21 protein-coding genes, 1 tRNA gene and 1 pseudogene are annotated in these 23,735 nt (G+C 71.8%); 11 read left to right on the top strand and 12 right to left on the bottom strand.

Annotation, left to right across the window (positions count from 1 at the left end; genetic code table 11):
• Window position 1: 1 nt before the first annotated feature.
• From ACFPZJ_RS03375 to ACFPZJ_RS03355, 5 genes are all read right to left on the bottom strand, one after another.
• Entirely contained in the window at window positions 2-997 is a 996-nt protein-coding gene (locus ACFPZJ_RS03375) for a DNA cytosine methyltransferase (protein ID WP_381016890.1), read from the bottom strand.
• Window positions 994-1,395, bottom strand: coding sequence for a very short patch repair endonuclease (locus ACFPZJ_RS03370; RefSeq protein ID WP_381017314.1), 402 nt, complete (start codon window positions 1,393-1,395; stop codon window positions 994-996). Before ACFPZJ_RS03370 ends, ACFPZJ_RS03375 begins: the two co-directional genes overlap by 4 nt.
• A 718-nt stretch (window positions 1,396-2,113) precedes the next feature.
• Window positions 2,114-2,314, bottom strand: a complete 201-nt coding sequence (locus ACFPZJ_RS03365; RefSeq protein ID WP_381016887.1) for a DUF5988 family protein — start codon at window positions 2,312-2,314, stop codon at window positions 2,114-2,116.
• Window positions 2,315-2,375: 61 nt separating this feature from the next.
• On the bottom strand, window positions 2,376-3,392 hold the full coding sequence (locus tag ACFPZJ_RS03360) for an SEC-C metal-binding domain-containing protein (RefSeq protein WP_381016884.1): 1,017 nt from the start codon (window positions 3,390-3,392) through the stop codon (window positions 2,376-2,378).
• 55 nt (window positions 3,393-3,447) lie between these two features.
• On the bottom strand, window positions 3,448-4,923 hold the full coding sequence (locus ACFPZJ_RS03355; protein ID WP_381016881.1) for a glycoside hydrolase: 1,476 nt from the start codon (window positions 4,921-4,923) through the stop codon (window positions 3,448-3,450).
• Window positions 4,924-5,172: 249 nt separating this feature from the next.
• Between ACFPZJ_RS03355 and ACFPZJ_RS03350 the strand changes: the two genes are divergently transcribed.
• The 3 genes from ACFPZJ_RS03350 to ACFPZJ_RS03340 all read left to right on the top strand — a co-directional run bounded on the left by ACFPZJ_RS03350 (window position 5,173) and on the right by ACFPZJ_RS03340 (window position 7,323).
• Window positions 5,173-5,484 (top strand): DUF6412 domain-containing protein, encoded by a 312-nt coding sequence (locus ACFPZJ_RS03350; RefSeq protein ID WP_381016878.1) that lies wholly within the window; start codon window positions 5,173-5,175, stop codon window positions 5,482-5,484.
• A gap of 111 nt (window positions 5,485-5,595) precedes the next feature.
• On the top strand, window positions 5,596-6,309 hold the full coding sequence (locus tag ACFPZJ_RS03345; protein WP_381016875.1) for a YidC/Oxa1 family membrane protein insertase: 714 nt from the start codon (window positions 5,596-5,598) through the stop codon (window positions 6,307-6,309).
• Between the two features lie 156 nt (window positions 6,310-6,465).
• Window positions 6,466-7,323, top strand: coding sequence for a fumarylacetoacetate hydrolase family protein (locus tag ACFPZJ_RS03340; protein ID WP_381016873.1), 858 nt, complete (start codon window positions 6,466-6,468; stop codon window positions 7,321-7,323).
• An 89-nt stretch (window positions 7,324-7,412) separates the two neighbouring features.
• Here the strand turns inward: ACFPZJ_RS03340 and ACFPZJ_RS03335 are convergent, their stop codons facing one another.
• From ACFPZJ_RS03335 to ACFPZJ_RS03325, 3 genes are all read right to left on the bottom strand, one after another.
• The gene (locus ACFPZJ_RS03335) at window positions 7,413-8,279 is read right to left on the bottom strand and encodes an LLM class F420-dependent oxidoreductase (RefSeq protein ID WP_381016870.1); all 867 of its coding nucleotides are present in this window, start codon (window positions 8,277-8,279) and stop codon (window positions 7,413-7,415) included.
• A gap of 87 nt (window positions 8,280-8,366) precedes the next feature.
• Window positions 8,367-8,876, bottom strand: coding sequence for a heme-degrading domain-containing protein (locus tag ACFPZJ_RS03330; protein WP_381016868.1), 510 nt, complete (start codon window positions 8,874-8,876; stop codon window positions 8,367-8,369).
• Window positions 8,873-9,946, bottom strand: coding sequence for a Gfo/Idh/MocA family protein (locus ACFPZJ_RS03325; protein ID WP_381016866.1), 1,074 nt, complete (start codon window positions 9,944-9,946; stop codon window positions 8,873-8,875). The genes ACFPZJ_RS03330 and ACFPZJ_RS03325 overlap by 4 nt, the downstream gene beginning before the upstream one ends.
• Window positions 9,947-10,040: 94 nt before the next feature.
• On the opposite strand from ACFPZJ_RS03325, the gene ACFPZJ_RS03320 reads away from it, so the two are divergent.
• The 6 genes from ACFPZJ_RS03320 to ACFPZJ_RS03295 all read left to right on the top strand — a co-directional run bounded on the left by ACFPZJ_RS03320 (window position 10,041) and on the right by ACFPZJ_RS03295 (window position 15,785).
• A complete protein-coding gene (locus ACFPZJ_RS03320; protein WP_381017311.1) occupies window positions 10,041-11,174 on the top strand; it encodes an ROK family transcriptional regulator in 1,134 nt (377 codons plus the stop codon).
• 475 nt (window positions 11,175-11,649) lie between these two features.
• Window positions 11,650-12,411, top strand: coding sequence for an LPXTG cell wall anchor domain-containing protein (locus ACFPZJ_RS03315; RefSeq protein WP_381016863.1), 762 nt, complete (start codon window positions 11,650-11,652; stop codon window positions 12,409-12,411).
• 104 nt (window positions 12,412-12,515) lie between these two features.
• A complete protein-coding gene (locus ACFPZJ_RS03310; RefSeq protein WP_381016861.1) occupies window positions 12,516-13,295 on the top strand; it encodes an HAD-IIA family hydrolase in 780 nt (259 codons plus the stop codon).
• A 120-nt stretch (window positions 13,296-13,415) separates the two neighbouring features.
• Entirely contained in the window at window positions 13,416-13,937 is a 522-nt protein-coding gene (locus ACFPZJ_RS03305) for a hypothetical protein (protein ID WP_381016858.1), read from the top strand.
• Window positions 13,938-13,940: 3 nt separating this feature from the next.
• Window positions 13,941-14,609, top strand: a complete 669-nt coding sequence (locus tag ACFPZJ_RS03300; RefSeq protein WP_381016856.1) for a class F sortase — start codon at window positions 13,941-13,943, stop codon at window positions 14,607-14,609.
• A gap of 129 nt (window positions 14,610-14,738) precedes the next feature.
• On the top strand, window positions 14,739-15,785 hold the full coding sequence (locus ACFPZJ_RS03295) for a glycoside hydrolase family 6 protein (protein ID WP_381016853.1): 1,047 nt from the start codon (window positions 14,739-14,741) through the stop codon (window positions 15,783-15,785).
• A gap of 122 nt (window positions 15,786-15,907) precedes the next feature.
• On the opposite strand, the gene glxA is transcribed toward ACFPZJ_RS03295, so the two are convergent.
• The 4 genes and pseudogenes from glxA to ACFPZJ_RS03275 form a co-directional block, all read right to left on the bottom strand.
• Window positions 15,908-17,848: a radical copper oxidase GlxA gene (gene glxA, locus ACFPZJ_RS03290; RefSeq protein WP_381016850.1), complete on the bottom strand. Its 1,941-nt coding sequence runs from the start codon at window positions 17,846-17,848 to the stop codon at window positions 15,908-15,910.
• The gene (locus ACFPZJ_RS03285; protein WP_381016847.1) at window positions 17,845-19,863 is read right to left on the bottom strand and encodes a glycosyltransferase family 2 protein; all 2,019 of its coding nucleotides are present in this window, start codon (window positions 19,861-19,863) and stop codon (window positions 17,845-17,847) included. Before ACFPZJ_RS03285 ends, glxA begins: the two co-directional genes overlap by 4 nt.
• A gap of 317 nt (window positions 19,864-20,180) precedes the next feature.
• Window positions 20,181-20,790: pseudogene (locus tag ACFPZJ_RS03280) on the bottom strand (FadR/GntR family transcriptional regulator).
• Between the two features lie 124 nt (window positions 20,791-20,914).
• A tRNA-Lys gene (locus ACFPZJ_RS03275) sits at window positions 20,915-20,988 on the bottom strand.
• Window positions 20,989-21,173: 185 nt separating this feature from the next.
• Here ACFPZJ_RS03275 and ACFPZJ_RS03270 point away from each other — a divergent pair.
• Both ACFPZJ_RS03270 and ACFPZJ_RS03265 read left to right on the top strand, forming a co-directional pair.
• The gene (locus tag ACFPZJ_RS03270; protein WP_381016845.1) at window positions 21,174-22,475 is read left to right on the top strand and encodes a peptidoglycan-binding protein; all 1,302 of its coding nucleotides are present in this window, start codon (window positions 21,174-21,176) and stop codon (window positions 22,473-22,475) included.
• 73 nt (window positions 22,476-22,548) lie between these two features.
• Window positions 22,549-23,670: an SPFH domain-containing protein gene (locus ACFPZJ_RS03265; protein WP_381016843.1), complete on the top strand. Its 1,122-nt coding sequence runs from the start codon at window positions 22,549-22,551 to the stop codon at window positions 23,668-23,670.
• Window positions 23,671-23,735 lie beyond the last annotated feature (65 nt).

Below are 23,735 nucleotides of genomic sequence, written 5' to 3'. Positions count from 1 at the left end.
TCTAGCCGGCAGCGGACACTGCCCAGGCCCCCTCCAGCGCTTCGGCCACCGCCCGCCCCAACGCCTCTCCGACCGGTGGCGGAGTCGCGTGTCCTATCTGACGGTACCGTGCGGTCTTGAGTCCGACGATCTCCCATGACTCGGGGAAGCCCTGCAGCAACGCCGCCTGCTCGACTGTGATTTTCACCATGCCACCCCTGCCGAGTTCGGGATCCCACACGAAGTCCGGGCCGGGAATCTCGTTGCCCACGGTGTGCGCGTCGACGCCCATGGTGGCCCACTTCCGCTTGGCCCCGGTCGGTCCCAGGTCGGCGCCGCCTCTGTTCTTCGAGCCACCGACCAGTGTCGGAGCCGGCTGATCGGCCTGGGCGGCCCAACGGGCGGCGTCCGGCCAACCGCGCGACGCCATGCTCGCGCCCAAGGTGTCACCGACCGTCCTCGGCTCCCGCACCGTGGCTGCCGGAGGCCGGAACGCCTCGGCCCGCTCTCGTTCGACGGCCACCAGCACGCCCTGCTTGCGGTTCTGCGGTACGCCGAAGTCGACGGCGTTGACGACGAACCAACTGAACTCGTAACCCAAGTGCGTCAGTTCGGCACAGGCGAAATCACGGAACCGCTGATACTCGTCCGCGTGAGCGAGCCCGGGAACGTTCTCGATGAGCACCGCCCGAGGCCGGATCGCGTGGACGAGGTAGACCGTGGCCTCCAGCAGTCGCTCCTCCACACGCGAGTCCGCCCGACTGACGGTCGCACTCGACTTGACCCGCGGCAGGCCTGCCGCGAGGAGGTCCACGTCGTAGCTCACGGGGTGCTCCGCCGGGTCGAACTCCAGCAGGTCGGTGTGAAGCACGTTCCACTGCGGCCTGTTGGTCCGCAGAGTGGCGACAGCGAGCTCGTCGTCGTCCAGCAACAGACGCGGCTCGAACCCCGCCTGCTCCAGCCCGAGGGCAAGTCCACCCGCCCCTGCACACACATCCACGAAGCTCAGTCCGCTCACTCTTTTCTCCCCCTGGTTCGTTCTGTTCGACGCTGCTCCACGGCAGCCGCCACCCGTACGGCCACTTCCGCGGGAGCTTCGTGCTCCCAGAACCGCAGCACCGTCCACCCGGCTTCGAGCAGATGCTCCGTCGTCTCCCGGTCGCGGGCCATGTTCCGGTCCAGCTTGCGGCGCCACCAGTCCGCGTTGGCCTTCGGCTGGGTGGCGTGCTGAGGGCAGCCGTGCCAGAAGCAGCCGTCGATGAGGACCGCGACCTTGGCCCGGGGGAACGCCACGTCGATGCGCCGCCGAGGCATGCCCGGCACGGGGTACTCCACGCGATAACGCAGCCCGGCCGCGTGGAGCAGTCGTCGCACGGCCAGCTCGACACTCGTGTCCTTGCTCGCCTGCCTGCTCATGCGGGCGGACACGCCGGGAGAGGAAGGCGTCACGCTGTTCACTGTTGTCGAGCCTCACGAACGCATGTCATCACGGTCGATTATCGCCGCTTCCGCCCAGGCCGAGTCGAGCGCGCGGAAGCGCACCTGGGCCGGTCGCTCTGAGCCGACGACGGCGGGCGACGAAGGCGAAGCCCATGACGAGGTCACACGGATCAACCGAGTCGTCGGACGGAATCCGAGGTTGCGATTCCACCACGGGACAGCGCACGAGCGCACCTCGATGCAGGTCTGGATCCGTGCGATCGCGAACCAGTCGCCGGTCCTGCCCATTTTCCGCCCGGCGCCCGGCAAGAGACTGCAGGCGCGATCAGAACTGCTCCGGAGCGAACCAACGGAGGTCACACAACACCGTGATCAGGTTCTTATGGGGCAGGCCGTCGGTGGCTTGTGGCGGGGCCGCAACGCTTCTTGCCCCTCCCGGCGGGCGCCACCGGCACCTCGTCTTTCGTGCGGATGCCCTGGACACCGAGACGGGTCAGGGCTCGGCGTCGGCGTTGGGCGATGCGCCCGACCAGGTGTCGAAGGCGGATGCAGGCCGCGGTCACCAGCGCAGAGCTGAGTCAGGGCTGGCACACGTGGTCTCCCGCACCTGGAGCCGACGTCAGCTGTGTCTGGGACGGAAAGCGGCGCGTCTCCGTTCCGTGTGCTCTGGCTGCGGGCCGGCATGTTGCCTCGGTCATTCCGCCACCTCAGTCCTCTCCCACCACCGATAAACGGTCACCCGCCCCTCCTCCGTCTCCTCATGGCGCGTCGTGACCTTGTAGTGCTCGTAGCCGCCCCGGTGGGGAATCTTGAGTTCTTGGCCGGGTGGGGTGATCGGGACGATCTTGCCCGCCAGGTCGTCCGGGCCGCCGTCCAGTCGTGCTTTCGTGGTCATAGGTCCAGTTTTGTCATGGAGGTGACCGGCGCATCTCGAGAGGTTCGGCGGGCCCGGACCGTCAGGCCGCGTCCCCGTGGCAGGCCTCGTACGCCCGGCCCGAACCGCACCAGCAAGCCGAGCCCCGCTGCGGCGGCCAGGCGACCGCCCGTCCCCGCGCCGCCAGGGTCGTCGCGTACTGGGGCAGGAGTGCCGCGTCGCCCGGGGACGAGCCCTCCGAGGCGGCGAACGCCTCGTAGGACGGGACCGTGCCGGTCACGATGCCCAGGTTCGGCGTTCCCGAAGCCGCCAGTTCCCGCAGCGCGGACTCTATGGCCGCCAGGTGCTCCTCGTACGACGGGTACTCCGCCGCCAGGGACGGATACGCCTCCACCAGTTCCGGCAGTTCCTCCGCCGGCCAGTGGAGCATCGCCACGGGGAAGGGGCGGGAGAGGGCCGCACGGTACGCGCCCAGTTCCGCCCGCAGGCGAAGGATTTCCGCCTCCAGTTCCGCCGGGTTCTCCGAGCCGAGGGACCAGACGCGCTTGGGGTCGTGGAGTTCGTCCAGGGAGACCGGGAGGGAGTGGACCGAGTCCGCCAGGGCGTCCCACTCGTCGTGGGGCACGCCCAGCATGCGGCGGACCCGGTGGCGGCCGAAGAGGAGGGGGTGCGTCGCGTAGGGGGGTTCCGAGACGTCCGCCAGGAGGAGACGGACCGCCTCCGTGAACGTGTCGTGCGCCTGCTCCAGCTCGTCGTGGGACTCCAGGGACTCCGCGACGATGACCCAGGGGGCGGGGTCCCGGGGGGCCGCCGTGCGGATGCCCTCGATGATCGCTCGGGCCTCCGCCTCGTGGCCGTACTCCCAGAGGTTGGAGGCCTTGAGCGCCCGTACCAGGTGGGGGTTGTCCAGGGCGTCGGACGAGGTGAGGAGGCGGTCGTAGAGCGCGGTCGCCGCGGGGCGGTCGCCGGACAGTTCCAGATGGGCCGCGGCCCGCAGCAGCAGGGCCTCGGCGTCCTCGGGGTACAGGCCGGCGGTCCGCTCCAGGCGTGCCGCTTCGGCGGTGTGGTCGACGTTTTCGGCAGGCGTGTCGGGGCGCATGGCCACACCGTACTGCCCCCGCCTGACACAGGGGTGCCCCGGTCCGAGCCGTGGTTCAGATCGACACGCCGTCCACCTGGAACGTCTGGAGCGCGCCGGCCGCGAAGGTGGAGCGCAGCGACTTGCCGCTCAGGAACGTGTCCGAGCGGGCCACGTACGCGTCGCCCGAACCCGACGTCATCGTCGTCCAGCGGGGGACCAGGCCGCCGGAGCCGCCCGTGACCGTGGAGAAGCGGGACAGGTCGAAGGTGAGGGTCTGGGCGGACGTGGAGCGGTTCAGGGCCACGATCACCAGACGCCTCGACGTCCTGTCCAGGGCCGCCACCGCGTAGTCGACGCCCGTGTCGAGGATCGTCATGCCGGGGCGGATGTGGCGGCTGAACTGGGCCATCACGTAGTGCTTGCGTTCGACGGCGCCGGCCTGGAGCGTGCTTCCGTCGTACTTGATCATTCCCCAGCCGGCGGTCGGGTCCATCACCTGCCAGTAGCACCAGGCCGTGGGGTGCAGCCAGCGGAAGTCGAGCAGGAGGTTGCTCGCCATGGTGCGGCCCGTGCCGTCGCCGTCGCCCGTCTCGGAGTTCCACAGCACCTTGCGGGACGTCGTCACCACGTCCGTGTAGAGCAGGTCGCGGCGGCCGCCGGAGCCCTGGTAGCCGTGCACGTTGACCTGGTTGACCAGGGACTTCGTCGACGAGCCGAAAGAGTTCCAGGTGGTGCGCGCCAGGTCGTAGCTCGTCTCGTCCGACGCCGAGATGCGCACGCCGGTCAGGCCGCGCCTGTCCAGCTCACTGCGCATGTACGGGAGTACGGCCGCCTGGACCGAGGCGTCCATGTGGCAGCCCTCCTGAGTGCCCGTGGCCGTCCACCAGGTGGAGCTCGGCTCGTTGAAGGGGTCGACCGTCGCGAAGTTCACGCCCCAGTTGTTCCGTGCGTACAGGGCCACCGCCGCCAGGTGGGAGGCGTGCTGGCGGTAGTTCCAGGACTGGAGGTTGTTGCCGCCGTTCGAGGCGCCCGAGGGGTTGTGGTTGAGGCACATCCACCACATGGGCGAGTTCGCGAACAGCTCGCTCACGGCGCCGCGCTGCGTCGCCTTGACCAGCATGGCGCGCTGGGTCGCGTCCGCCGTCCACTTCCAGGCGGACGACGCCGGGTCCTCGTTGCGCCAGTCCTGCCAGTAGCCCTCGATCTGCTTGAAGCGGGGGATGTTGGGGGAGGCGACCATGCTCGCGCCGTCGACGGTGTTCCAGCTGCACGCGCCGAGGTTGTAGCGGGCGATGGTGAAGCCCAGGCCGGGCAGGGATCTGCCGTCGTACGTCACCGACTTGGTGGTGAAGAACAGGTCGGCGAAGTCGTCCCGGGCGCCGAAGACGTTGGCCCACCAGGCCAGGGACGTGCCCCAGCCCTCCCAGGCGCCGTACGTCGTCGAGGGGTTGACGGCGATCGTGGCGTCCGCGTGCGCGGTGCCGGTCGCCAGGGCGCCGCCGAGGACGGTGCCGCCCGCGGCCGCGAGCAGGGTCCTGCGTCCGATCATGGTGTCTGCCTCTCGATGTCAAAGCCCAACAGCAGCCCGAACAAGCCGAGTTGGGCGTTTTCCGGCCATCACCCCCCGCGTGTCATCACGAAGCATCGGGTGTGGCGGTCGAGCTTGTCGAGAGGTGCGACAGCGCTTTCTCCGCAATTTCTCCAAGGGTTATGAGAAGGGCTGTACGGAGTGGCGGGCGCGGGCCGATCCTGTATAACCGACAGCAGGGCACACACGCGTTCGAGAGGAGGGGCCGCCATGCCGGGCGACTGGACGAGAGCGCGTCCCGCTCTCGCGCTGCTGCTCCTCGTCCTCCCGTTCGCGCTGCTCGACACGGGCAGCCTCTCCGCGACCGTCGCGCTCGCCGCGACCGCCGCGGCCGGCTCCGCGCTCGCCCTGTGCGCGCTCGTCGCCGCGCGCTGCACGCCCGCCGTGCCGCCCACCCGGGTCCGTACGGCCATCCGCGACCGGGACCGGCGTACGGCCTTCCTGCCGCAACGCGATCCCGACGCCCGGGGGCGCACCCGGCCCCGGGCGCCCGGACGCGCCCTCCCGGCGACCGCCGCGTAGGGCCCGCACACCTCTCGACAGACCGTGGCCCCGCGCGGGTCGTCATGCCGCCGTCTCCCCCTGTCCGGTTGTCCGGACTCCCGGCACGACGAGACCCCGGAGGGCTCACCCATGTCCGTCTTCGCATCCCTGGTCGAGCGGCTCGCCGACCTGCTCCAGCCGCTGTTCGGCGCGTCCGCGGCCGCCGCCGCGATCGTCCTGTTCACCGCGCTCGTACGACTCCTCCTCCACCCCCTGTCCCGGGCCGCCGCGCGCGGGCAGCGGGCCCGGGCCGAACTCCAGCCCAAGCTCGCCGAGTTGCGGAAGAAGCACGCCAGGAACCCCGAGAAGCTCCAGAAGGCCGTGCTCGACCTGCACGCCGAGGAGAAGGTGTCGCCGCTGTCCGGCTGTCTGCCCAGCCTGTGCCAGCTGCCCGCGTTCTTCCTGCTCTACCACCTGTTCTCCAGCGAGACGATCGGCGGGCGGGCCAACGAACTGCTCGCCCACGAACTGTTCGCCGCCCCGCTCGGCGGGCGGTGGGCCGACGCGCTGGCGCAGGGCGGTCTCCTCGGCGGTGCGGGACTCGTGTACGCCGGGGTGTTCGTCCTCGTCGCGGCCGTCGCCGCCTTCAGCTACCGCCGGACGAAGCGGATGACGGCCGCGAACCCGGCAGTGCCCGTCGGGGACGGCGAGCAGCTTCCCGGGCTCGGCGCGGTGAACAAGGTCGTGCCGTTCATGTCCTTCTTCACGCTCGTCACCGTGGCCGTGGTGCCGCTGGCCGCCGCGCTGTACGTGGTGACCAGTACGACGTGGAGTGCCGTGGAGCGGGCCGTGCTGTACCGGTAGCCGGCCTGCGCGGGGGCCGCGGTCCAGTCCGTGAACGGGGTATTGCGGCGTGGACGCCGACCTTGGACGATCGACCAGTCCTCCGATGGCTGTGCCGCCCGCCGCACCCGGGCACCAGGGATCGGCGGGCGCCCGCGATCTAGGGAGACTGTGATCATGAAGTTGCTGCGCGTCGGTACGGCCGGAGCGGAACGGCCCGCGCTGCTCGACGCCGAGGGGACCCTGCGGGACCTGTCGGGCATCGTGCCGGACATCGACGGGGCGCTGCTCTCCGACGACGCGGCCCTCGGCCGGGTCCGGGCCGCCGCCGACGCCGGTGAGCTGCCCGTCCTGGACGCCACCGGGCTGCGCGTCGGGCCGCCCCTGGCCCGTATCGGCAAGATCGTCTGCATCGGGCTGAACTACCACGACCACGCCCGGGAGACCGGAGCCGAGCCGCCCGCCGAGCCCGTCGTCTTCATGAAGGCGCCGGACACGGTCGTCGGGCCGAACGACACGGTGCTCGTGCCGCGCGGGGCCGCCAAGACCGACTGGGAGGTGGAACTCGCGGTGGTCATCGGACGTACGGCCCGCTACCTGGAGTCGGCGGACGAGGGGCTCGCGCATGTCGCCGGGTACGCGGTCGCGCACGACGTGTCGGAGCGGGAGTTCCAGATCGAGCGGGGCGGTACCTGGGACAAGGGGAAGAACTGCGAGACGTTCAACCCGCTGGGGCCGTGGCTGGTGACGGCGGACGAGGTGCCCGACCCGCAGAACCTGTCGCTGCGGCTGTGGGTCAACGGGCAGCTGAAGCAGGACGGGACGACGGCGGAGCAGATCTTCCCGGTGGGGGAGGTCGTGCGGTACGTCAGCCGGTTCATGACGCTGTACCCCGGGGACGTCATCAACACGGGGACGCCGGCGGGGGTCGCGCTCGGACAGCCGGACCCGAAGCCGTTCCTGCGGGCCGGGGACGTGGTGGAGCTGGAGATCGAGGGACTGGGGCGGCAGCGCCAGGAGTTCAAGGACGCGTAGGCGCTCCGCCGGGACGGCCGGGGAACCGCGGACGGCTGGACGGGTGCGGGCCGTCCGCGGCCGGTCGCGCAGTTCCCCGCGCTCCCGTTTCAGGCCAGCAGCTCCGCGAGTCGGCGCCAGGCCGCCCGCGGCAGGCCGTCGCGCGGCCCGTCGTCCACGACCTGGAGCGCCACGTGGTCCGCGCCCGCCGTGAAGAACGCGTCGATCCGCGCGCGGATCCGGTCCTCGTCCCCCCACGCGAACAGCGCGTCGACCAGGCGGTCGCTGCCGCCGTCGGCCAGGTCGTCCTCGGTGAAGCCGTGCCGCAGGAAGTTGTTGGTGTAGTTCGCCAGGGGGAGGTACATCGCGAGGAAGTCGCGGGCCAGGGCCCGGGCGCGGGCCGGGTCCGGCTCCAGGACGACCCCCAGCTCGGGGGCGAGCAGCGGGGCCTCGCCCAGGATCTCGCGGGCGTGCGCGGTGTGCTCGGGGGTGACCAGGTACGGGATCGCGCCCGCCGCCCGGTCGCGGGTCAGCCGCAGCGACCTCGGGCCGAGGGAGGCCAGGAGGCGGCGCTGAGCGGGCATCCCGGCGGCGTCCAGGCTGTCGAGGTGGTCGACCAGCGCCGAGTAGGGGCGGCGGTACTGTTCCACGCGCTTGGCGTGGCTGACGCCCAGGCCGAGGACGAAACGGCCGGGGTGGGCCGCCTCCAGCTCCTTGAAGCTCGCGGCGGCGGCGTCCGCGTCGTGCTCCCAGATGGACTGGATGCTGGTGCCGACGGTGAGCCTCGACGTCGCCTCGATCAGCGGGGCGGCGTTGCGGGCGGCGCTGTTGCCGCCCAGCCACACGGCGCCGTACCCGAGGTCCTCCAGCTCGGCCGCGGCCTCGGCGCGTTCGCCGCGCCGGGCCGGGTCCTCCGAGCGCAGGCCGACGCTCCAGACGCCGTACCGGCCGATCGTCTCCTGCAGGGCGGTGGTCATGGGGGCGGATCCCTCCGGTCGGGTGCCGTGCGTGATCACGTACGGCAGTGCCAACCGGAGGGAGCCGCTCGGTAATCCCGGGTGGCGCTACCGCTCCTTGCCCAGGAACTCCTCCAGCGCCTCCACCACGAACCGGTGGTCCTGCAGCTGCGGCAGCCCGGACACCGTGACCGCGCCGATCACCCCGACGCCCTCGACGGTGAGCGGGAACGAGCCGCCGTGCGCCGCGTACGTGTCGGGGTCCAGGCGCGAGGACTCCTCGAACGTCGTGCCCTTGGCGCGGAAGCGGGCGCCCACCAGGTACGAGGAGCTGCCGTAGCGCTCCACGACCCGGCGCTTGCGGGCGATCCAGGCGTCGTTGTCGGGGGTGGAGCCGGGCAGCGCCGCGTGGAAGAGCTGCTGGCCGGCGCGGTGGATGTCGATGGCGACCGGGGCCTGCCGCTCCCGGGCCAGTTCGACGAGGAGCGAGCCGAGCGCCCAGGCGTCGTCGTGGGTGAACTGGCGGAAGGCCAGGCGCCGTTCCTGGGCCTCCAGCTCCTCCAGGGCCGGGGTGAGTTCCGGGTGGAACTTGGGGGTGAGTTCCGGGTTGTGCGTCACAGCGTCACCGCCACTCCGTCGTGGGCCGAACGTCGGGCCGCCTCGAGTACGTCCAGGGCGGCCGCCGCCTCCAGCGCGGTCACCGGGTTGGGACCGCCCTCCAGCAGGGCTTTCGCCACCGCCGCATAGTAGGCGGGGTAGTCGCCCGGCAGGGTCGGTTCGGCACGGCCGCCGCCGGTCACCGGGGACTCCCCGGAGCCGACGCGGCCCCACAGCGCCTCGGGCTCCGTGCCCCAGTCACCGCCGGCGCCCGGGCGCCGGCCATCCCGCAGGGCCGCCTCCTGCGGGTCGAGGCCGTACTTGACGTAGCCCGCCCGGGAGCCCAGCACCCGGAAGCGGGGGCCGAGTTGGGCGGTCGTCGCGGAGACGTACAGGTGCGAGCGGACGCCGTTCGCGTGGGTGAGGGCGATGAACGTGTCGTCGTCCGTCTCCGCGCCCGCCCGGCGGATGTCCGACTCGGCGTACACGGTGTTCACCGGGCCGAAGAGGACCAGCGCCTGGTCGACGACATGGCTGCCGAGGTCGTAGAGCAGACCTCCGATCTCTGCCGGGTCGCCGGACTCCCGCCAGCCGCCCTTCGGCTGCGGACGCCACCGCTCGAAGCGGGACTCGAAGCGCCACACGTCGCCCAGCTCGCCCTCCGCGAGCAGCTTGCGCAGGGTGAGGAAGTCGTTGTCCCAGCGGCGGTTCTGGAACACGGACAGCAGCAGGCCGCGCTCCTCGGCCAGCGTCGCCAGCTCGCGTGCCTCGGCGGCGGTGCCGGCGATCGGCTTGTCGACCACGACGGGCAGGCCGGCCTTGAGCGCGGTGGCCGCGAGGGGGACGTGCGTCCTGTTCGGGGACGCGACGACGATCAGGTCGAGCTCGGCGGCACGGTCGAACAGTTCGTCGGGGGTCGCGGCGATCCGTACGTCCGGGTGCTCGGCGCGGGCCTGCCGCTGCCGCTCGGCGTTCGAGGTGACCACCGTGTCCAGGGCGAGGCCCTCGGTGGTGGCGATCAGCGGGGCGTGGAAGACGGAGCCGGCCAGGCCGTAGCCGACGAGACCCACGCGGAGAGGGGTGCCAGTCATGGCTCCACTTTCGCAACGCTGTTGCCAAAGTGCAAGCGGCGGGGACAATGGGGGCGTGAACAGGGCGAGGGAGCGTGGGGGCGTGGTGGGCGGCATGCGGGGGACGGCGGGCGGAGCGAACCTGCTGGCCCTGCGCAGCCACAACACCGCGCTGGTGCTCGACCTGCTGCGGACGGCGGGAGCCGACGGCATCAGCCGGCTCGAACTCGCCGAGCGCACCGGCCTGACCCCGCAGGCGGTCAGCAAGATCACGGCCCGGCTGCGGGCGGACGGCCTCGCGACGGAGGCGGGGCGCCGTGCCTCCACCGGGGGCAAGCCGCGCACGGTGCTGCGGCTGGTGCCGGAGGCGGGGCACGCGGTCGGGGTGCAGCTGGAGCGGGACGAGCTGCGGGCCGTGCTGGTGGATCTCCGGGGCACCGTGGTGGCGGAGCGGCGGACGGCGCTGGATCTGGGGGCCGGTGCCGAGGCCGTGCTGGCGGCGGTGGCGGGAACCGTGGAGGACCTGGTGACGGAAGGGCTGCGGCTGCCCGCCGGGCCGGTCGGCCGGGCCGCCCCCCTCGCCCGCGCCGGCTCCCTGCTCGGCGTCGGGGTCGCGCTGCCCGGCCCCCTCGACCACGCCCGGGGCGTGCTGCACCGGGTGACCGGCTTCCCCGAGTGGGACGGCTTTCCGCTGCGGGAGGCGCTGGCGGAGCGGCTCGCCGTGCCGACGGTGGTCGACAAGGACACCAACGCGGCGGCGCTGGGACTCGCCGCCGCCGGCGAGGGCGGCTCCTTCGCCTACCTGCATCTCGGTACGGGACTGGGGGCCGGCCTGGTGATCGGCGGAAGCCTGCACCGGGGGGCCAGGACCGGGGCGGGCGAGTTCGGGCACCAGGTCATCCAGCTGGACGGCCCGCCGTGCACGTGCGGGGACCGCGGCTGCGTCGAGGCGCTGTGCCTGGGAGCCGTCGCCCGGGGGGACGTCGCGGAGGCGGCGCGGATCCTCGGGGCCGGGGCGGCGAACCTGGTGGGCCTGCTCGACATCGACGTCGTCCTGCTGGGCGGCCGTACGGTGGCCACGGCGCCCGAGGTGTTCGTACGCGGGGTCGGGGCGGTGCTGGAGGCCCGGGCGGGGCGCACCGGGGAGGAGGCCGTGCCGGTGCGGCTCGCCCCCGGCGGGGGACGTGCGGTCGCGGCGGGGGCGGCTCAGCTGGTGCTGGGGCCGGTCTTCGGGCGCGGCGACGGCTGAGGCGGGGGACGCGGCGGCGTCCACGGACCCTGGCCGGGTGACCGTCGAGCACCGTGCGCCCGTCCGTCAGGGAACGGCGTGCGTGCAGGACGCCCGGGCCCGGTCCGACGGCCCCCGCCACCAGCACGTCGGCCTCGTGCCCCGGTCGAGACCGGACGCCGTCCGCCCGGCCGTCTGGCTCGTGCGGCCGTCCGTCCGGCCGTCTCGCCCGGGCCGCCGTCTGCCCGGCCGTCTCGCCCGCGCGTTTCGCCCGGCCGTCTGGCTCGTGGGCCGTCCGTCCGGCCGTCTCGCCCGGGCCGCCGTCTGCCCGGCCGTCTGGTCCGTGGGGGTCGTCTGCCCGGCCTTCTCGCCCGCGTCCGACAACCCTGCGCGCCGCCCGGACAGCAGGGCCTGTCCGCCGATCGGGCGGAACGGGGCCGAGGTTTCGGAGCGGCGTCACCGCTCTCCCGCCCCTGTCCGGCAGTGTCACCTGTTCATGCGACTCTGCACGCCCGCTTCCCTCTGCCTGGCGGCGGCAGCCGCCCTTCTCCCCGCCGCGAGCGACGCGCACGCCGCTCCACGGCCACCCGCCTGTGTCGCCGCCGACCAGCGCGCCTTCCCCCTCACCACCCGGCTCCACGGCGGACCCGCCTCCTACACGGCCGGTGGCGGTTTCGGTGTCTGGTACATCGAGCTCACCAACACCACCGGCCGGCCCTGCACCCGCATCCACCCGGTCGTCGTGCTCGTCGACACCGAACGGGCGCTGCGGCCGTCGCAGCCCCGGCTGGAGTTCTTCGAGGGGAACCGGCCCCACGCCGTCCGGTTCGAGAGGACCGACCGGGACGAGCTCGTCGGAGTCCTCGCCGATGAGCGGGGAGGTTTTCCCGGGTTCAGCGTCGGCCCCCGCCGCACCCTGACCGTGAAGGTACGGCTCGCCGTCACCTCCGACGCCGTACCCAACGACGTCACCGCCCAGGCCGCCGTCGTCCAACGGCACGACGACGACGGCGCGTGGGTGGGCGAGTCGAACGCGTACCGGTTCCGCATCGAGGGCGAACCCGGGCCCGCGGCCGGCAGGTCCAGCAGCGCCACCGTTCCCGAGGCGGACGCCCCGTCCGCGACGCCGCCCGCCACCCGGCTGCCCCTCGCCGACGAGCTGGCCCGGACCGGGGTCAGCGGCCCGGCGCTCGCGACGGCCGGCGCCCTGCTGCTCGCCGCCGGCGGCGCGGTCCTGCTGGCACGGCGGCGGCGCTGAGGCAGTCCGCCTGGCGGGACGCCGGAAACGGGCCATTCCCTCAAGATCCGGCCACGTTTAGGCTGGAGCGCACGCTGGACCGCGTACGGCAGGAGATCCCGCACATGGCAGACCGCAAGCCCATCGAGTCGTGGCTCACCGACATGGACGGTGTGCTCATCCACGAGGGCGTCCCGATCCCCGGCGCCGACGCCTTCCTCAAGAAGCTGCGCGACTCCGACAAGCCTTTCCTGGTCCTCACCAACAACTCGATGTACACCCCGCGCGACCTGCACGCCCGGCTGCGCCGCATGGGCCTGGACGTGCCGATCGACAACATCTGGACCTCGGCGCTGGCCACCGCCAAGTTCCTGGACGACCAGCGGCCGGGCGGCTCGGCGTACGTCATCGGTGAGGCGGGACTGACCACCGCGCTGCACGACATCGGCTACATCCTCACCGACCACGAGCCGGACTACGTCGTCCTCGGCGAGACACGGACGTACTCCTTCGAGGCCATGACGAAGGCGGTCCGGCTCATCAACGGCGGCGCCCGTTTCATCTGCACCAACCCCGACGAGACCGGCCCCTCCACCGAGGGCCCGCTCCCGGCGACCGGCGCGGTGGCCGCGCTCATCACCAAGGCGACCGGCAAGCAGCCGTACTTCGCCGGCAAGCCGAACCCGCTGATGATGCGGACCGGGCTGAACGCCATCGGCGCCCACTCCGAGACCAGCGCGATGATCGGCGACCGCATGGACACCGACGTACTGGCCGGCATCGAGGCGGGCATGCAGACGTTCCTGGTGCTCACCGGCCTGACCGCGCCCGACCAGGTGGAGAACTTCCCCTACCGGCCGTCGCAGGTCGTGGACTCCATCGCGGACCTCGTCGACCGCGTCTGACGACGGCGGCGCCGAGGCCGGCGCTCAAACCCGTCACCACCCGTTCGGAGCAGCCCGGGCCCCATCGAGGATGCGGGCCCGGGTGCCGCGGGGGACGCTCCAGGTAACTGGAGGTGCACGATGCGTTCACTGCGAGTCACTCTCTGCACGGGCGTCCTGGCCGCCGTCGCCCTCACACCGGCGGCATACGCGGCGGACGAAGGAGGGATCTCGGTGACCCCAGCGGTTCCCACCCCCGGCACCGACGTCCGGCTCCGGGTCTCCGACTGCGCCGAACAGACGGCCGTCGCCGTCTCGGCGGCGTTCGTCACGGACGTGACGCTCACCGCCACCGACGGCGTCCTCGTCGGCGAGAGCCGCGTCCGCTCCACGCTCACCGCGGGGGCGTACGCCGTGAAGGTCACCTGCGGCAGTTCCGACCGCACCGGCACCCTCACCGTCGCCCACCCCGCGCACAAACCGTCCGCCCCGGCCTCACCCGTCGCCCCCGTCGAGGCGGGCGGCGGCGGCACCGCCCACGCCGCCGCCGAGGACGCGAGCGGGACCGGCCCCGGCACGGGGCACGCGGTGACCGGCCTGGTCCTGGCGGGAGCCGCCGCGGTGGCCGTCGCGCGGGCCCGCCGCAGTCGTGGGACGAGCTGACCGATGTCCGACCACGAGGAACGCTCGACCGGCACCGGACGCCTGGTGACCGGCATGGCCTGGGCGGTGCTGCTGCTCGGCCTGTGGCTGTGGGGGCGTGAGATGACCGACGTGCCCTCGGGCATGGCCGAGCCGACCACCGGCGACATGGCGGCGGTCGGACGGCCGCCGGACGTCGAACTGCCGCCCGCGCACCGCCCGCTGGGGGACGCGCTGCCGCAGCGCCTCGACATCCCCGGCCTCGGCATCCAGGCTCCGGTCGTGGCCCGGGGCCTGGACGCCGCCGGCGCGCTCGATCCGCCGCCCTTCGACCAGCCCGGCGTCGTCGGCTGGTACGCGGGCGGAGTGAAACCGGGCGCGGCAGGCACCGCGCTGATGGTGGGACACGTGGACACCGAGACCCGGCCCGCCGTCTTCTACAAGATCAGCGCCATGCGGCCCGGGCAGAAGATCCGGGTCTTCCGCGACGACGCCAAGGTCGCCGAGTTCACCGTCGACGACGTCCAGGTCCTCACCCGCGACCGCTTCGACGCCCACCAGGCCTACGGGCCACGCCGGTCGGGGCGGGCGGAGCTGCGGCTGATCACCTGCGGCGGCACCTTCGACCGGACCACCAAGAGCTACACGGCGAACGTGGTCGTCTCGGCATACCTGACGGGAACCCGCGCCTAGTCACCCCCCTCGGAAGCCGCAGCTCCGGTTCTGCGACGCACACAGGTCGGGCGGCACACGCCAGCCTGCGTGCGTCGCGGGACGTATGTCAGGATTGAGCCTTGGAAAGCTGCACCGAGGGGGAGTTGGATGTACGGCAGCAGGGGGGTCGGTGCGTTCGCCGTGAGGCGGGCGTCCGCGGTGGTGCTGGGGGCGGCACTACTGGTCACGGGATGTTCGGACTCCGACGGCACGGACGATCCGAGCAGTGGGGAAAGCCCCGGAGCGGGCGCCGGGATCACCCAGCGGCCCAAGGACGTCGCCCCGTTCTGGGTCAACCCGGACAGCACGGCGGCCCGGCAGGTCGCGGCGCTGGAGAAGGCCGGCAAGAAGCCGGAGGCCCAGCAGATCCGCAAGATCGCCGAGCAGCCGGTCGCCGAGTGGATCAGCCCCGAGGACCCCGAGGCACAGGCACGCGGCTTCACCGAGGCGGCCGAACAGGCCGACCGCACGGCCCTGCTGGTCCTCTACAACATCCCGCACCGCGACTGCGGCCAGTACTCGCAGGGCGGCGCCGCCGACGGCGACGCCTACCGCGCCTTCGTCGACGGCGTGGCCAAGGGCATCGGCGACCGCTCCGCGACCGTCGTCCTGGAACCGGACGCCGTGCTGCACCTGGTGGACAGCTGCACGCCCGAGCAGTTCCACGAGGAGCGGTACGACCTCCTCAAGGGCGCCATCACCAAGCTCAAGTCCCTGAAGAACACGAAGGTGTACCTGGACGCGGGCAACGCCGGCTGGGGCAAGCCCGACCAGATCTTCGAGCCGCTGAAGTGGGCGGGCATCGACCAGGCCGACGGCTTCTCGGTCAACGTCTCCAACTTCTACAGCACCGAGGACTCCCTCGCGTACGGCAAGGAGCTGTCCGCGAAGGTCGGCGGCAAGCACTTCGTCATCGACACCAGCCGCAACGGCAACGGGCCGTACACGGAGGGCGACCCGAACGAGCGCTGGTGCAACCCGCCCGGCCGAGCCCTGGGCGAGACACCGACGGTCAGGACGGCGGACCCGCTGGTCGACGCCTATCTGTGGGTGAAGCGCCCAGGGGAGTCGGACGGCGAGTGCAAGGGAGGCCCCAAGGCCGGGCAGTGGTGGGAGTCCTACGCCCTGCAACTGGCCAAGGCCTCACACTCCTGAGGGCGCGGGGCCGCGTCCATGCGCGGCCCGCCGCGTGGGCGCGGCCGGCCGCGGCGCCCCGCCCCCGAGGACCGACCCCGCGGGAGCGCTGAGGCACCCGAGGACCGGTCCCCGCGGGAGCGCTAAGGCACCTTCACCCACTGCGCCTTGCTGGGCACACCCTGTCCATCCGTCGCGAACAGCATGTACCAGCCGGGCTGCACCAGATTCCGGTTCTTCGGCACGGACACCGTCAGCTTGTCCCCGTCCGCCGTGAAGTCCAGCGCGATCGACCGCTGGTCGACGTCCGTCACGTGCGTGGACGCGCTCGGCCGGATCAGCCGGACCTTCTTCACCGACGAGGCCTGCGCCGAGGTGAACGTCCCCGTCGCCCCACGGGCGATGGTCTGCGGACCGCCCGACAGCGCCGGCCGCGCACTGTCCTGGTACAGGTACGGCGGCGTGTAGATCTCGATGCGCTGCTCGAACTTGCCCGGCTTGGTGTTGGCCTTGTCGGCGAACAGCGAGTCCGAGCCGAAGAACATCACGCGCCCGTCGGGCAGCAGGATCGAGCCCGAGTGGTAGTTGCGGCCCACCAGCGGGTCGGCGACCCGCTCGAAGGTGTTCCTCTCCGTGTCGTACAGCCGGGCCTGAAGGATGTTGGAGTCGCCGCGGCCCCGGTAGTCCTCCGAGCCGCCGGAGACCAGCACGCTGTCGTCGGGCAGGATCGAGGCCTGCGGGTAGCGCGTGCCCTTCTCCAGCGACGGACCGTCCACGAACCTCGGACTGTCGGCCTTCAGGTCGACGATCCGCGTCTTCTTGCTGGACAGCTTGGACTCGCCGACCCCGCCGCCGCCGATCACCATGTACTTCTCGTCCTGCGCCGGCGGCAGCAGCACCGTGTTGGACGTCTCCATCAGCTTCGCGTCGCTGAGCCCCGGGACCTTGGTGAACTTGTTGGTGTCCACGTCCCAGACGCCCGGCTCGCGGCCGACGTCGTCCGGTCCGTAGCCCGCGTTCGAACCCGAGTAGAAGATCCTGCCGTTCTGCATCAGGAACAGCGCCGGGTACGTCGGGAACTGGCGGACCTTCTCCGTGTACGTCCACTTCTTGGTCTTGGGGTCGAAGATCTCGTTCTTGCCCGGGACCAGCTGCCCGATGTCGTCGAGGCCGGAGACGCTGAGGATCCGCCCGTCGCTCAGCATGGTGAGCGTCGGGTACCAGCGGGCCTCGTTCATCGGGTCGACCTTGATGTACTTCTCGGCGACCGGGTCGAACTCGTAGGCGTCCCGGATGCCCTGGAAGTCCTTCTTGTCCAGGGCGAGCTTCTGCGCGATGCCGTAGGTGTTGCGGGCGTCGGCGCCCGTCAGGCCGCCCACGCGGTAGTTGTCCTGGGTGCCGGTCTCGTACCTGGCACCCTCCTTGGCGGCCTCGACGTAGATACGGCCGAGGCCGGGGTCGTTGCCCAGGAACGCGCCGGTCCGCGGGTCGAACTTCTTCTTGGCGCGCGGGACGAGGACCGGGTCCTTCGAGACGAAGGTCTTGCCGTTCTCCTTGCCGGTGAACTTCGTGCCGGCGGGCAGCGTGATCGGCTTGTCCGGGTTCTCGTTGTGGACGATCATCAGGCCACCGGCCTTCTTCACGTCACCCTTGAGCTTCTCGTACCGCTTGGTGCCGCCCGCGATCAGCAGGTTGCCGTTGGCGAGCTGGGTGTGGCCCGTGCAGAACAGGTCGCTCGGCGTGGGCACCTTCTTGATGGTGCCCTTGACCGGGTCCCAGACACGGGTGTCGTACCGCTTCGCGTCGAAGTTGTCCTGGTTGTTGCCCGACCCCGCGACGAGCAGCACCTTGCCGGTGCGCAGCAGCGCCGCGTGGATCGTGTTCTGCCGGTACTCCTCGGGGAACTCGATGATCTCCCACTTGCCGTTCGCGGCCTTGTACTCCGGCTGGTTGATCTTGTACTGGTGGTATTTCTCGGTCCCGAAGCGGTACAGCCACGGCCCGTTCATCCCGGCCAGCGCGAGTACCACCGCCGTGCCTATCGCGAGTCGACGGGCGCGGCGGCGGCCTGCACGGTCGTTCATTCCTTACGTCCCCCAAGTCCACCAAGGGCGATCTGCATGGTCTGGTCGTTGCCCCCTTCGCTGCCTCCGTGGGAGGAGGCGGCCCAACTGGGCTTCTGCTGCGGGCTGTGCGGCGCGTGCTGCTGCTGGTGAGGCAGGGGCAGTGGCTGCGCCCGGTGGGGCGCCGCGGCCTCCCGCGGCTGCTCCGCGGGCTGCGCTCCCGCGGCGTGGGCGCCGGGCTTCTTCTTCGCCTGCCGCAGCTCATGGCGCCAGGCGAAGATCGGGAACGCGGTGATCAGCATGGCGAACGAGGCCCAGATGACCATCGCCGGGTGGGAGTGCCCGAAGACGTAGCCGGCGGCGATCGACCCGCCGAAGATCAGGATGAAGTACCAGTGGTACCGGAAGGTGCCGAACCAGCGGTCGGGGCTGGCCGAATCGCCCTTCGGGGTGACTACGAACTTGCTCTTGCGGCGCAGCACGGAGTCGATCAGCGCCTTGGCGTACAGCGGCGCCGACAGCGCGGACATCACCATGCCGGCCACACCGCCGGAGCCCTCCGGCTCGTGCGGCGAGACGTTGTGGCGGCGGTTCCAGACGTACAGGCCGATCTGCAGGGCGGAGGCGTTGCCGTAGAGCATCAGCCACACCGCCGGGTCGATGTTCACACCCGAGGCGCCCAGGCCCAGGAACAGCGCACAGCTCAGCGCCGCCAGGATCCAGTTGAGGGCCGACATCGGGTAGAAGATGATCATCATGGTGTAGTTGAAGAGCTTGCTCGGCGGCAGCGAGTACCAGCCCTTCCAGTACTGCTTGAGGATCGTCTCGTACGTCCCTCGCGACCAGCGCATCTGCTGGGTGAAGAAGTCCGTCCAGGCGCTGGGGCCCTCACCGACGGCGAGCACGTCCGGCGTGTAGACGGAACGCCACTTGCGGCCCGTGGCCGGGTTCGTGTGGCGGTGGATCTCGAAGCCGGTGGCCATGTCCTCGGTGATCGAGTCGTACAGGCCGCCGATCTGCTTCAGCGCCTTGATGCGCACGGCGTTGGAGGTGCCCACGAACATCGGCGCGCCGTACTTGTTGCCGGCGCGCTGGATCAGCGCGTGGAAGAGGAACTGCTGGGACTCCGCGGCCTTGGTGACGAAGTTGTCGTAGTTGCCGTACACCTGCGGGCCGATGACGAAGCCGACGTCCGGGTCGCGGAAGAACCCGAGCATCCGCTCCAGGTAGTTGGGCAGCGGCACGTGGTCGGTGTCGACCGAGGCGAAGAAGTCGTAGTCGTCGCCGTGCGCCTCCAGCCAGGCGTTGTAGTTGCCGTGCTTGGTCTTGGCGCGGTGCGGGCCCGTGGGCTGGTTCCACTTGGCGACGCCCTTGCGGGAGAAGTGGTGCACGCCCAGGCGCTCGCAGACCGCCTTCACCTCGGGGTCGTCGCCCTCGTCCAGCAGCCAGACGTGCATCAGGCCCCGGTGGCGGATCTTGACGGCCGCCTCCAGGGTCTTCGTCACCATCTCCAGCGGCTCCTTGCCGGGCACGAAGGAGGTGAGGAAGGCCACCCTCGTGCCGGTCTCGGGCACCACCGGGATGGGGTCGCGGGCGACCAGCGTGGCGTGCGCGTTGGACAGCACGTTCATGCAGCGGAAGAACTCGATCAGGCCGATCGAGACGAGCATCACCACGTCGAGCGCCGGCAGCCAGTCGAAGGCCGGGTAGTCGCGCTCGGTCCAGTGCGAGGGCTGCAGCAGCCAGACCAGCAGCACCAGCGACAGCACCGGGGCCGCGGCCAGCATCAACGCGATCCGGATGCGGTGCGGCTCCTGTGAGATCAGCGAGCGGTACCGCACCCGGTACGGCTTGTTCGGATCGGGCTGGGTGAGGGGACCCGCGAGCCGGCTGTAGTGCTCGTAGTCGTATCTCGGCAGCGTTTTCTTGATCCGGCGGAACGCGCCCGTGTTCCAGTTCCGGTGAGCAGGCACCCTCAACTGGGTGGTCTGGGACGGGTCGTGGTCCTGCCGGGCGCCCGTCGGCGTCGACGTCATGAGTCATCCCCCCACACGCGGGTCCACCGCGTGTCTGGTCGCTTCCTACCGCCTGCTCCAGGTCCCCCTCGACCTTCACAGGCGTATCAGTGGTGGGTTGCGGTCACCACGTCATCCACACCTTATAGACACGGCACCGCGACCTTCCGGTTGCATGATGCCCCCCTCGGCATCCCGCGATGAACGGGGCCCCTCACCCCGCAACACGGGCAACCGGCTCCTTGCCCCCCAACTACCGCGAATATGCGGATTGTTGAAAAACCAGGGTTCTACGGTGTTCGTCATGATCGCAAGATGCGAAACGCGGTGTTTACCGGTCATACGCGCTCATTGTGGCGCCTGTGAGGGCCCTGTGGAGCCGGTGTGGACAGGCGCGCCCGCATGTTCCCGAAGTGCTCCCGTATGGCCTCCTTCGCCCGCATCGCGTCGCCGGACCTTACCTCGTCGAGGATCTCCCGGTGCCGCCGGCAGGTGATCCTCCGGTCCCGCGGTACGCCCATGAGGTCCGTGCGGACCCGGTGGAACGCGCCCCGGGGCGCCTCCAGGACCTCGCTCGGCAGCACGTCGTCCAGCCCCGGCAGAGGGTGGCGTGAAACGCCCGGTCGGTCTCGGCGAGGCCGGCACCTCCCCGCGCGGCCCGCTCTTTCCTACGTGCCACGAGCGCGTCCAGTTCAACGGGGCCGGCCTCGGATCCGGCCCGCGAGCCGCGAGACGAGTCCGCTCTCCCCGGCCGCCCGCAGTTCCGGCGGCTGGAGCGGGCAGGCCTCGCCCCGGTAGTGCCCGGCGACCGTGCGGAACGCCACGCCCTCGGTCATCGGGGCCGAGGTGCTCCATCAGCTCGGGCTCGGTCGGCAGCGGGGCTCCGGAGGGCAGTCGCCGGTCGACGATGAGCTTTTTGATCTGCTCCCGGAGGTCACGCGCTGCCATGGCGAGAGGGTATCCGGCCACACCGGGGAGGGTTCTGGTTCCGGCCATACGGGAGACCCGGTCCCGGGCCCTCGCCCGGGCACGCGCAAGGCCCCCCGCCGGTGGCGAAGGGCCTTGTGGTCTGTGCGCCGCCAGGGACTCGAACCCCGGACCCGCTGATTAAGAGTCAGCTGCTCTAACCAACTGAGCTAGCGGCGCCCGCTGACGTCGTAACTCTACATGAGCTCCCGGGGTGCTCCCGACCGCCGGCCCGGGGCCCGGAGCGGGCCGGGCAGGCCCCGTACATCATTCGGACCGTCAACATGCGCGCCCCGAAGTCAGTTGAGAAACTGACCGTCGTGGACAGGGACGGACTATTCCACCGGAAGTGTGAGGGGAATCGCATGGCGGCTCCGGTATTCGAGGAATTCGATCCCGCGAGCGACTGCGACTGCCCCGGCTGTCTCCACTGGCGGCGCGTCCTGCCGTACTCCCCGGCCGGTCGCACCACCGGGCACCCGGCCGCCCGCCGGGCCCTCGTCGTGGCGGCCGCGGCCTCCGCCGCGCTGGGCGCGGGCCACGCAGCACCCGCCCCGGCGGCCGCGCACGCACCCTACCGACCGGCCTTTCCCGCAGGTGAGGAGCCTGAGACACCCCAGGGCGGGGCGGCCCCGCTGCACGGTCCCGGGGGGCGGCCGGCCAAGCCGTCCGGGACCGTGAAGGTGCCCACGACGACCCGCGCGGAGATCATCAACCGAGCGAAGGCATGGGTCGCCGCGAAGGTGCCGTACAACCTGTACGCGTACTGGTCCGACGGTTATCGGCAGGACTGCTCGGGTTATGTATCCATGGCGTGGAACCTGACCGGAAACGAATGGACGGGCAGCCTCCACCAGTACGCGGACCGCATTACCAAGGAGGAACTCCAGCCCGGAGACATTCTGCTGTTCCACAATCGGACCGACCCCCACAACGGCTCGCACGTCGTCATTTTCGGCGGCTGGACGGACTTCACGCACACCTACTACGTCGCCTACGAGCAGACCCGCCCGCACACCCGCCGGATGGCCACCCCGTACGCCTACTGGAACCACTCCGCGGGCTACGTCCCCTACCGCTACAAGGGCGTCACCGCGCGTACGGCGGGCGCGCAGTCGCACACGGCCCAGCCGCCCGCACCGGCTCCGGCGCCCTACCCGGGAGCGGCGTATTTCGGCCCCGGCGCGCACAACAGGTACGTCACCCAGCTCGGCCGCATGCTCGTCGCGCGCGGAGCCGGGCGGTTCTACGGCTCGGGGCCGGGCCCGCGCTGGACCGACGCGGACCGGCGGGCGACCCGGGCCTTCCAGCGGGCCCAGGGCTGGACGGGCACGGCGGCGGACGGGCTGCCCGGGCCGCTGACCTGGGAGCTGCTGGTGACGGGCCAGGGCAGGGACGTCACGGCCGGGGCGGCCTCCGCGCACGGGGTGCCCGGGTTCCCCGGCCGCGCGATGTTCCGGCCCGGCGCGAACAACGCGTACGTCACCCAGCTGGGGAGGCAGCTGGTGAAGAAGGGGTTCGGCACCCACTACACGTCCGGGCCGGGGCCGCGCTGGGGGGAGGCGGACCGGCGCAACGTCGAGGCGTTCCAGCGTGCCCAGGGCTGGCGCGGCGGCGCGGCGGACGGCTATCCGGGGCCGGAGACCTGGCGGCGGCTGTTCTCGTGAGCGTCCGCAGGCGCCGCTGACCGGCCGGCAAGCGACTTCTCTCACGCATCTGGCGCGGAGGCTGGAGGCACCCATGAGCACGACCACGTCACAGACGCCCGAATCCGAGGGGACGGCCGACGGTTCCGGCCGGTCGGCCCGGCTCATCCAGAACGAGGCGACCACCGAGATCCCCGTCCACCTGCTGTTCCGCGACGAGCCCGACCCGTCGCCGGTGCCGCTGAAGCCCGCCGTGGTGGGCCGTCGGCAGGGCACCGGGGAGCAGCCCCGCCTGCGCCGCCCGGCCCCGGCGCGCCCGCGTCCCGGGCCGCGGGTCGATCCCGACCTGGTGGAGCGGCCGGCCCGGGTGCTGCCCGGCGGGGCGGGGGTGCTGGCCGGGGCGTGCGGGGCGGCGGGGTGTGTGGCCGCGTCCTGGTGGGCGGGCGTGCTGCCGCCGCTCGCGGTGGAGGCGCTGGGGCTGCCGGCGTCCGCGGGGACCGGGCTCGGTCCCGCGCAGTGGGCGGCGTACGCGGCGGCCGGGACGCTCGGACTGTTCGGGTTCGGCGGGCTGGCCCGGGGGCGGACCGGGCGGGCCTGGGTGCTCGGCCTGTTCGGCGGTTACCGGGGGACCGTGCGGCGCACCGGTCTGCTGTGGGTCAACCCGCTGCTGCTGCGCCGCCGGGTCGACGTGCGGCTGCGGCACTGGCGCAGTGAGCCGATGCCGGCGACCGACGCGAGCGGGGTCGCGCTGCGGGTGGTCGTCCTGGTGGTGTGGCGGGTGCGGGACACCGCGCGGGCCACGCTCGGGGTCGAGGACCACGAGACGTATCTGCGCGAGTGCGTCGAGGCGGCGCTGCTCCGGGTGCCGGTGGAGATGCCGGGCGGGACGCCGGGGTCCGTGGACGCGGCGGGAGAGGCGCTGACCCGGCTGGTGGCGGCGGAGGCGGCGCAGGTGGGGCTGGAGGTGTTCGCGGTGCACCCGGTGCGCGTTGAGTACGCCCCGGAGGTCGCCGCCGCCATGCACCGCCGCCGTATCGCGGCACTCGACGCGCAGCACCGGGCGAGCGTGCTCAGCTACGTCGTGGACTCGGTGGAGGACACGGTGACGCGGCTGACCACGCGGGGGCTGGTCGAACTCGACGACTACGAACGCAAGGCGCTGGTCAAGGACTTGACGGTGGCGTTCTGCGCGGGCCGGGGCGAGCAGGGCGCGTGATTGGTATGGACATGTTCACCCTGCCGCAATAATCTGACACTTGGTCTAGACCTACTCTGCACGGC

The sequence above is a fragment of the Streptomyces bullii genome, from assembly GCF_042657145.1.
Lineage (GTDB): Bacteria > Actinomycetota > Actinomycetes > Streptomycetales > Streptomycetaceae > Streptomyces > Streptomyces bullii.
The sequence above is the reverse complement of the archived record's forward strand: the minus strand, read 5'-3'. Positions and strand labels throughout refer to the sequence as shown.

Bases quoted from the DNA above. Each gene is read 5' to 3' on its own strand.
- ACFPZJ_RS03370 (WP_381017314.1), bottom strand. From the start codon at position 1,395: ATGAGCAGGCAGGCGAGCAAGGACACGAGTGTCGAGCTGGCCGTGCGA.
- ACFPZJ_RS03365 (WP_381016887.1), bottom strand. From the start codon at position 2,314: ATGACCACGAAAGCACGACTGGACGGCGGCCCGGACGACCTGGCGGGC.
- ACFPZJ_RS03360 (WP_381016884.1), bottom strand. From the start codon at position 3,392: ATGCGCCCCGACACGCCTGCCGAAAACGTCGACCACACCGCCGAAGCG.
- ACFPZJ_RS03355 (WP_381016881.1), bottom strand. From the start codon at position 4,923: ATGATCGGACGCAGGACCCTGCTCGCGGCCGCGGGCGGCACCGTCCTC.
- ACFPZJ_RS03350 (WP_381016878.1), top strand. From the start codon at position 5,173: ATGCCGGGCGACTGGACGAGAGCGCGTCCCGCTCTCGCGCTGCTGCTC.
- ACFPZJ_RS03345 (WP_381016875.1), top strand. From the start codon at position 5,596: ATGTCCGTCTTCGCATCCCTGGTCGAGCGGCTCGCCGACCTGCTCCAG.
- ACFPZJ_RS03340 (WP_381016873.1), top strand. From the start codon at position 6,466: ATGAAGTTGCTGCGCGTCGGTACGGCCGGAGCGGAACGGCCCGCGCTG.
- ACFPZJ_RS03335 (WP_381016870.1), bottom strand. From the start codon at position 8,279: ATGACCACCGCCCTGCAGGAGACGATCGGCCGGTACGGCGTCTGGAGC.
- ACFPZJ_RS03325 (WP_381016866.1), bottom strand. From the start codon at position 9,946: ATGACTGGCACCCCTCTCCGCGTGGGTCTCGTCGGCTACGGCCTGGCC.
- ACFPZJ_RS03320 (WP_381017311.1), top strand. From the start codon at position 10,041: ATGCGGGGGACGGCGGGCGGAGCGAACCTGCTGGCCCTGCGCAGCCAC.
- ACFPZJ_RS03315 (WP_381016863.1), top strand. From the start codon at position 11,650: ATGCGACTCTGCACGCCCGCTTCCCTCTGCCTGGCGGCGGCAGCCGCC.
- ACFPZJ_RS03310 (WP_381016861.1), top strand. From the start codon at position 12,516: ATGGCAGACCGCAAGCCCATCGAGTCGTGGCTCACCGACATGGACGGT.
- ACFPZJ_RS03305 (WP_381016858.1), top strand. From the start codon at position 13,416: ATGCGTTCACTGCGAGTCACTCTCTGCACGGGCGTCCTGGCCGCCGTC.
- ACFPZJ_RS03300 (WP_381016856.1), top strand. From the start codon at position 13,941: ATGTCCGACCACGAGGAACGCTCGACCGGCACCGGACGCCTGGTGACC.
- ACFPZJ_RS03295 (WP_381016853.1), top strand. From the start codon at position 14,739: ATGTACGGCAGCAGGGGGGTCGGTGCGTTCGCCGTGAGGCGGGCGTCC.
- glxA (WP_381016850.1), bottom strand. From the start codon at position 17,848: ATGAACGACCGTGCAGGCCGCCGCCGCGCCCGTCGACTCGCGATAGGC.
- ACFPZJ_RS03285 (WP_381016847.1), bottom strand. From the start codon at position 19,863: ATGACGTCGACGCCGACGGGCGCCCGGCAGGACCACGACCCGTCCCAG.
- ACFPZJ_RS03270 (WP_381016845.1), top strand. From the start codon at position 21,174: ATGGCGGCTCCGGTATTCGAGGAATTCGATCCCGCGAGCGACTGCGAC.
- ACFPZJ_RS03265 (WP_381016843.1), top strand. From the start codon at position 22,549: ATGAGCACGACCACGTCACAGACGCCCGAATCCGAGGGGACGGCCGAC.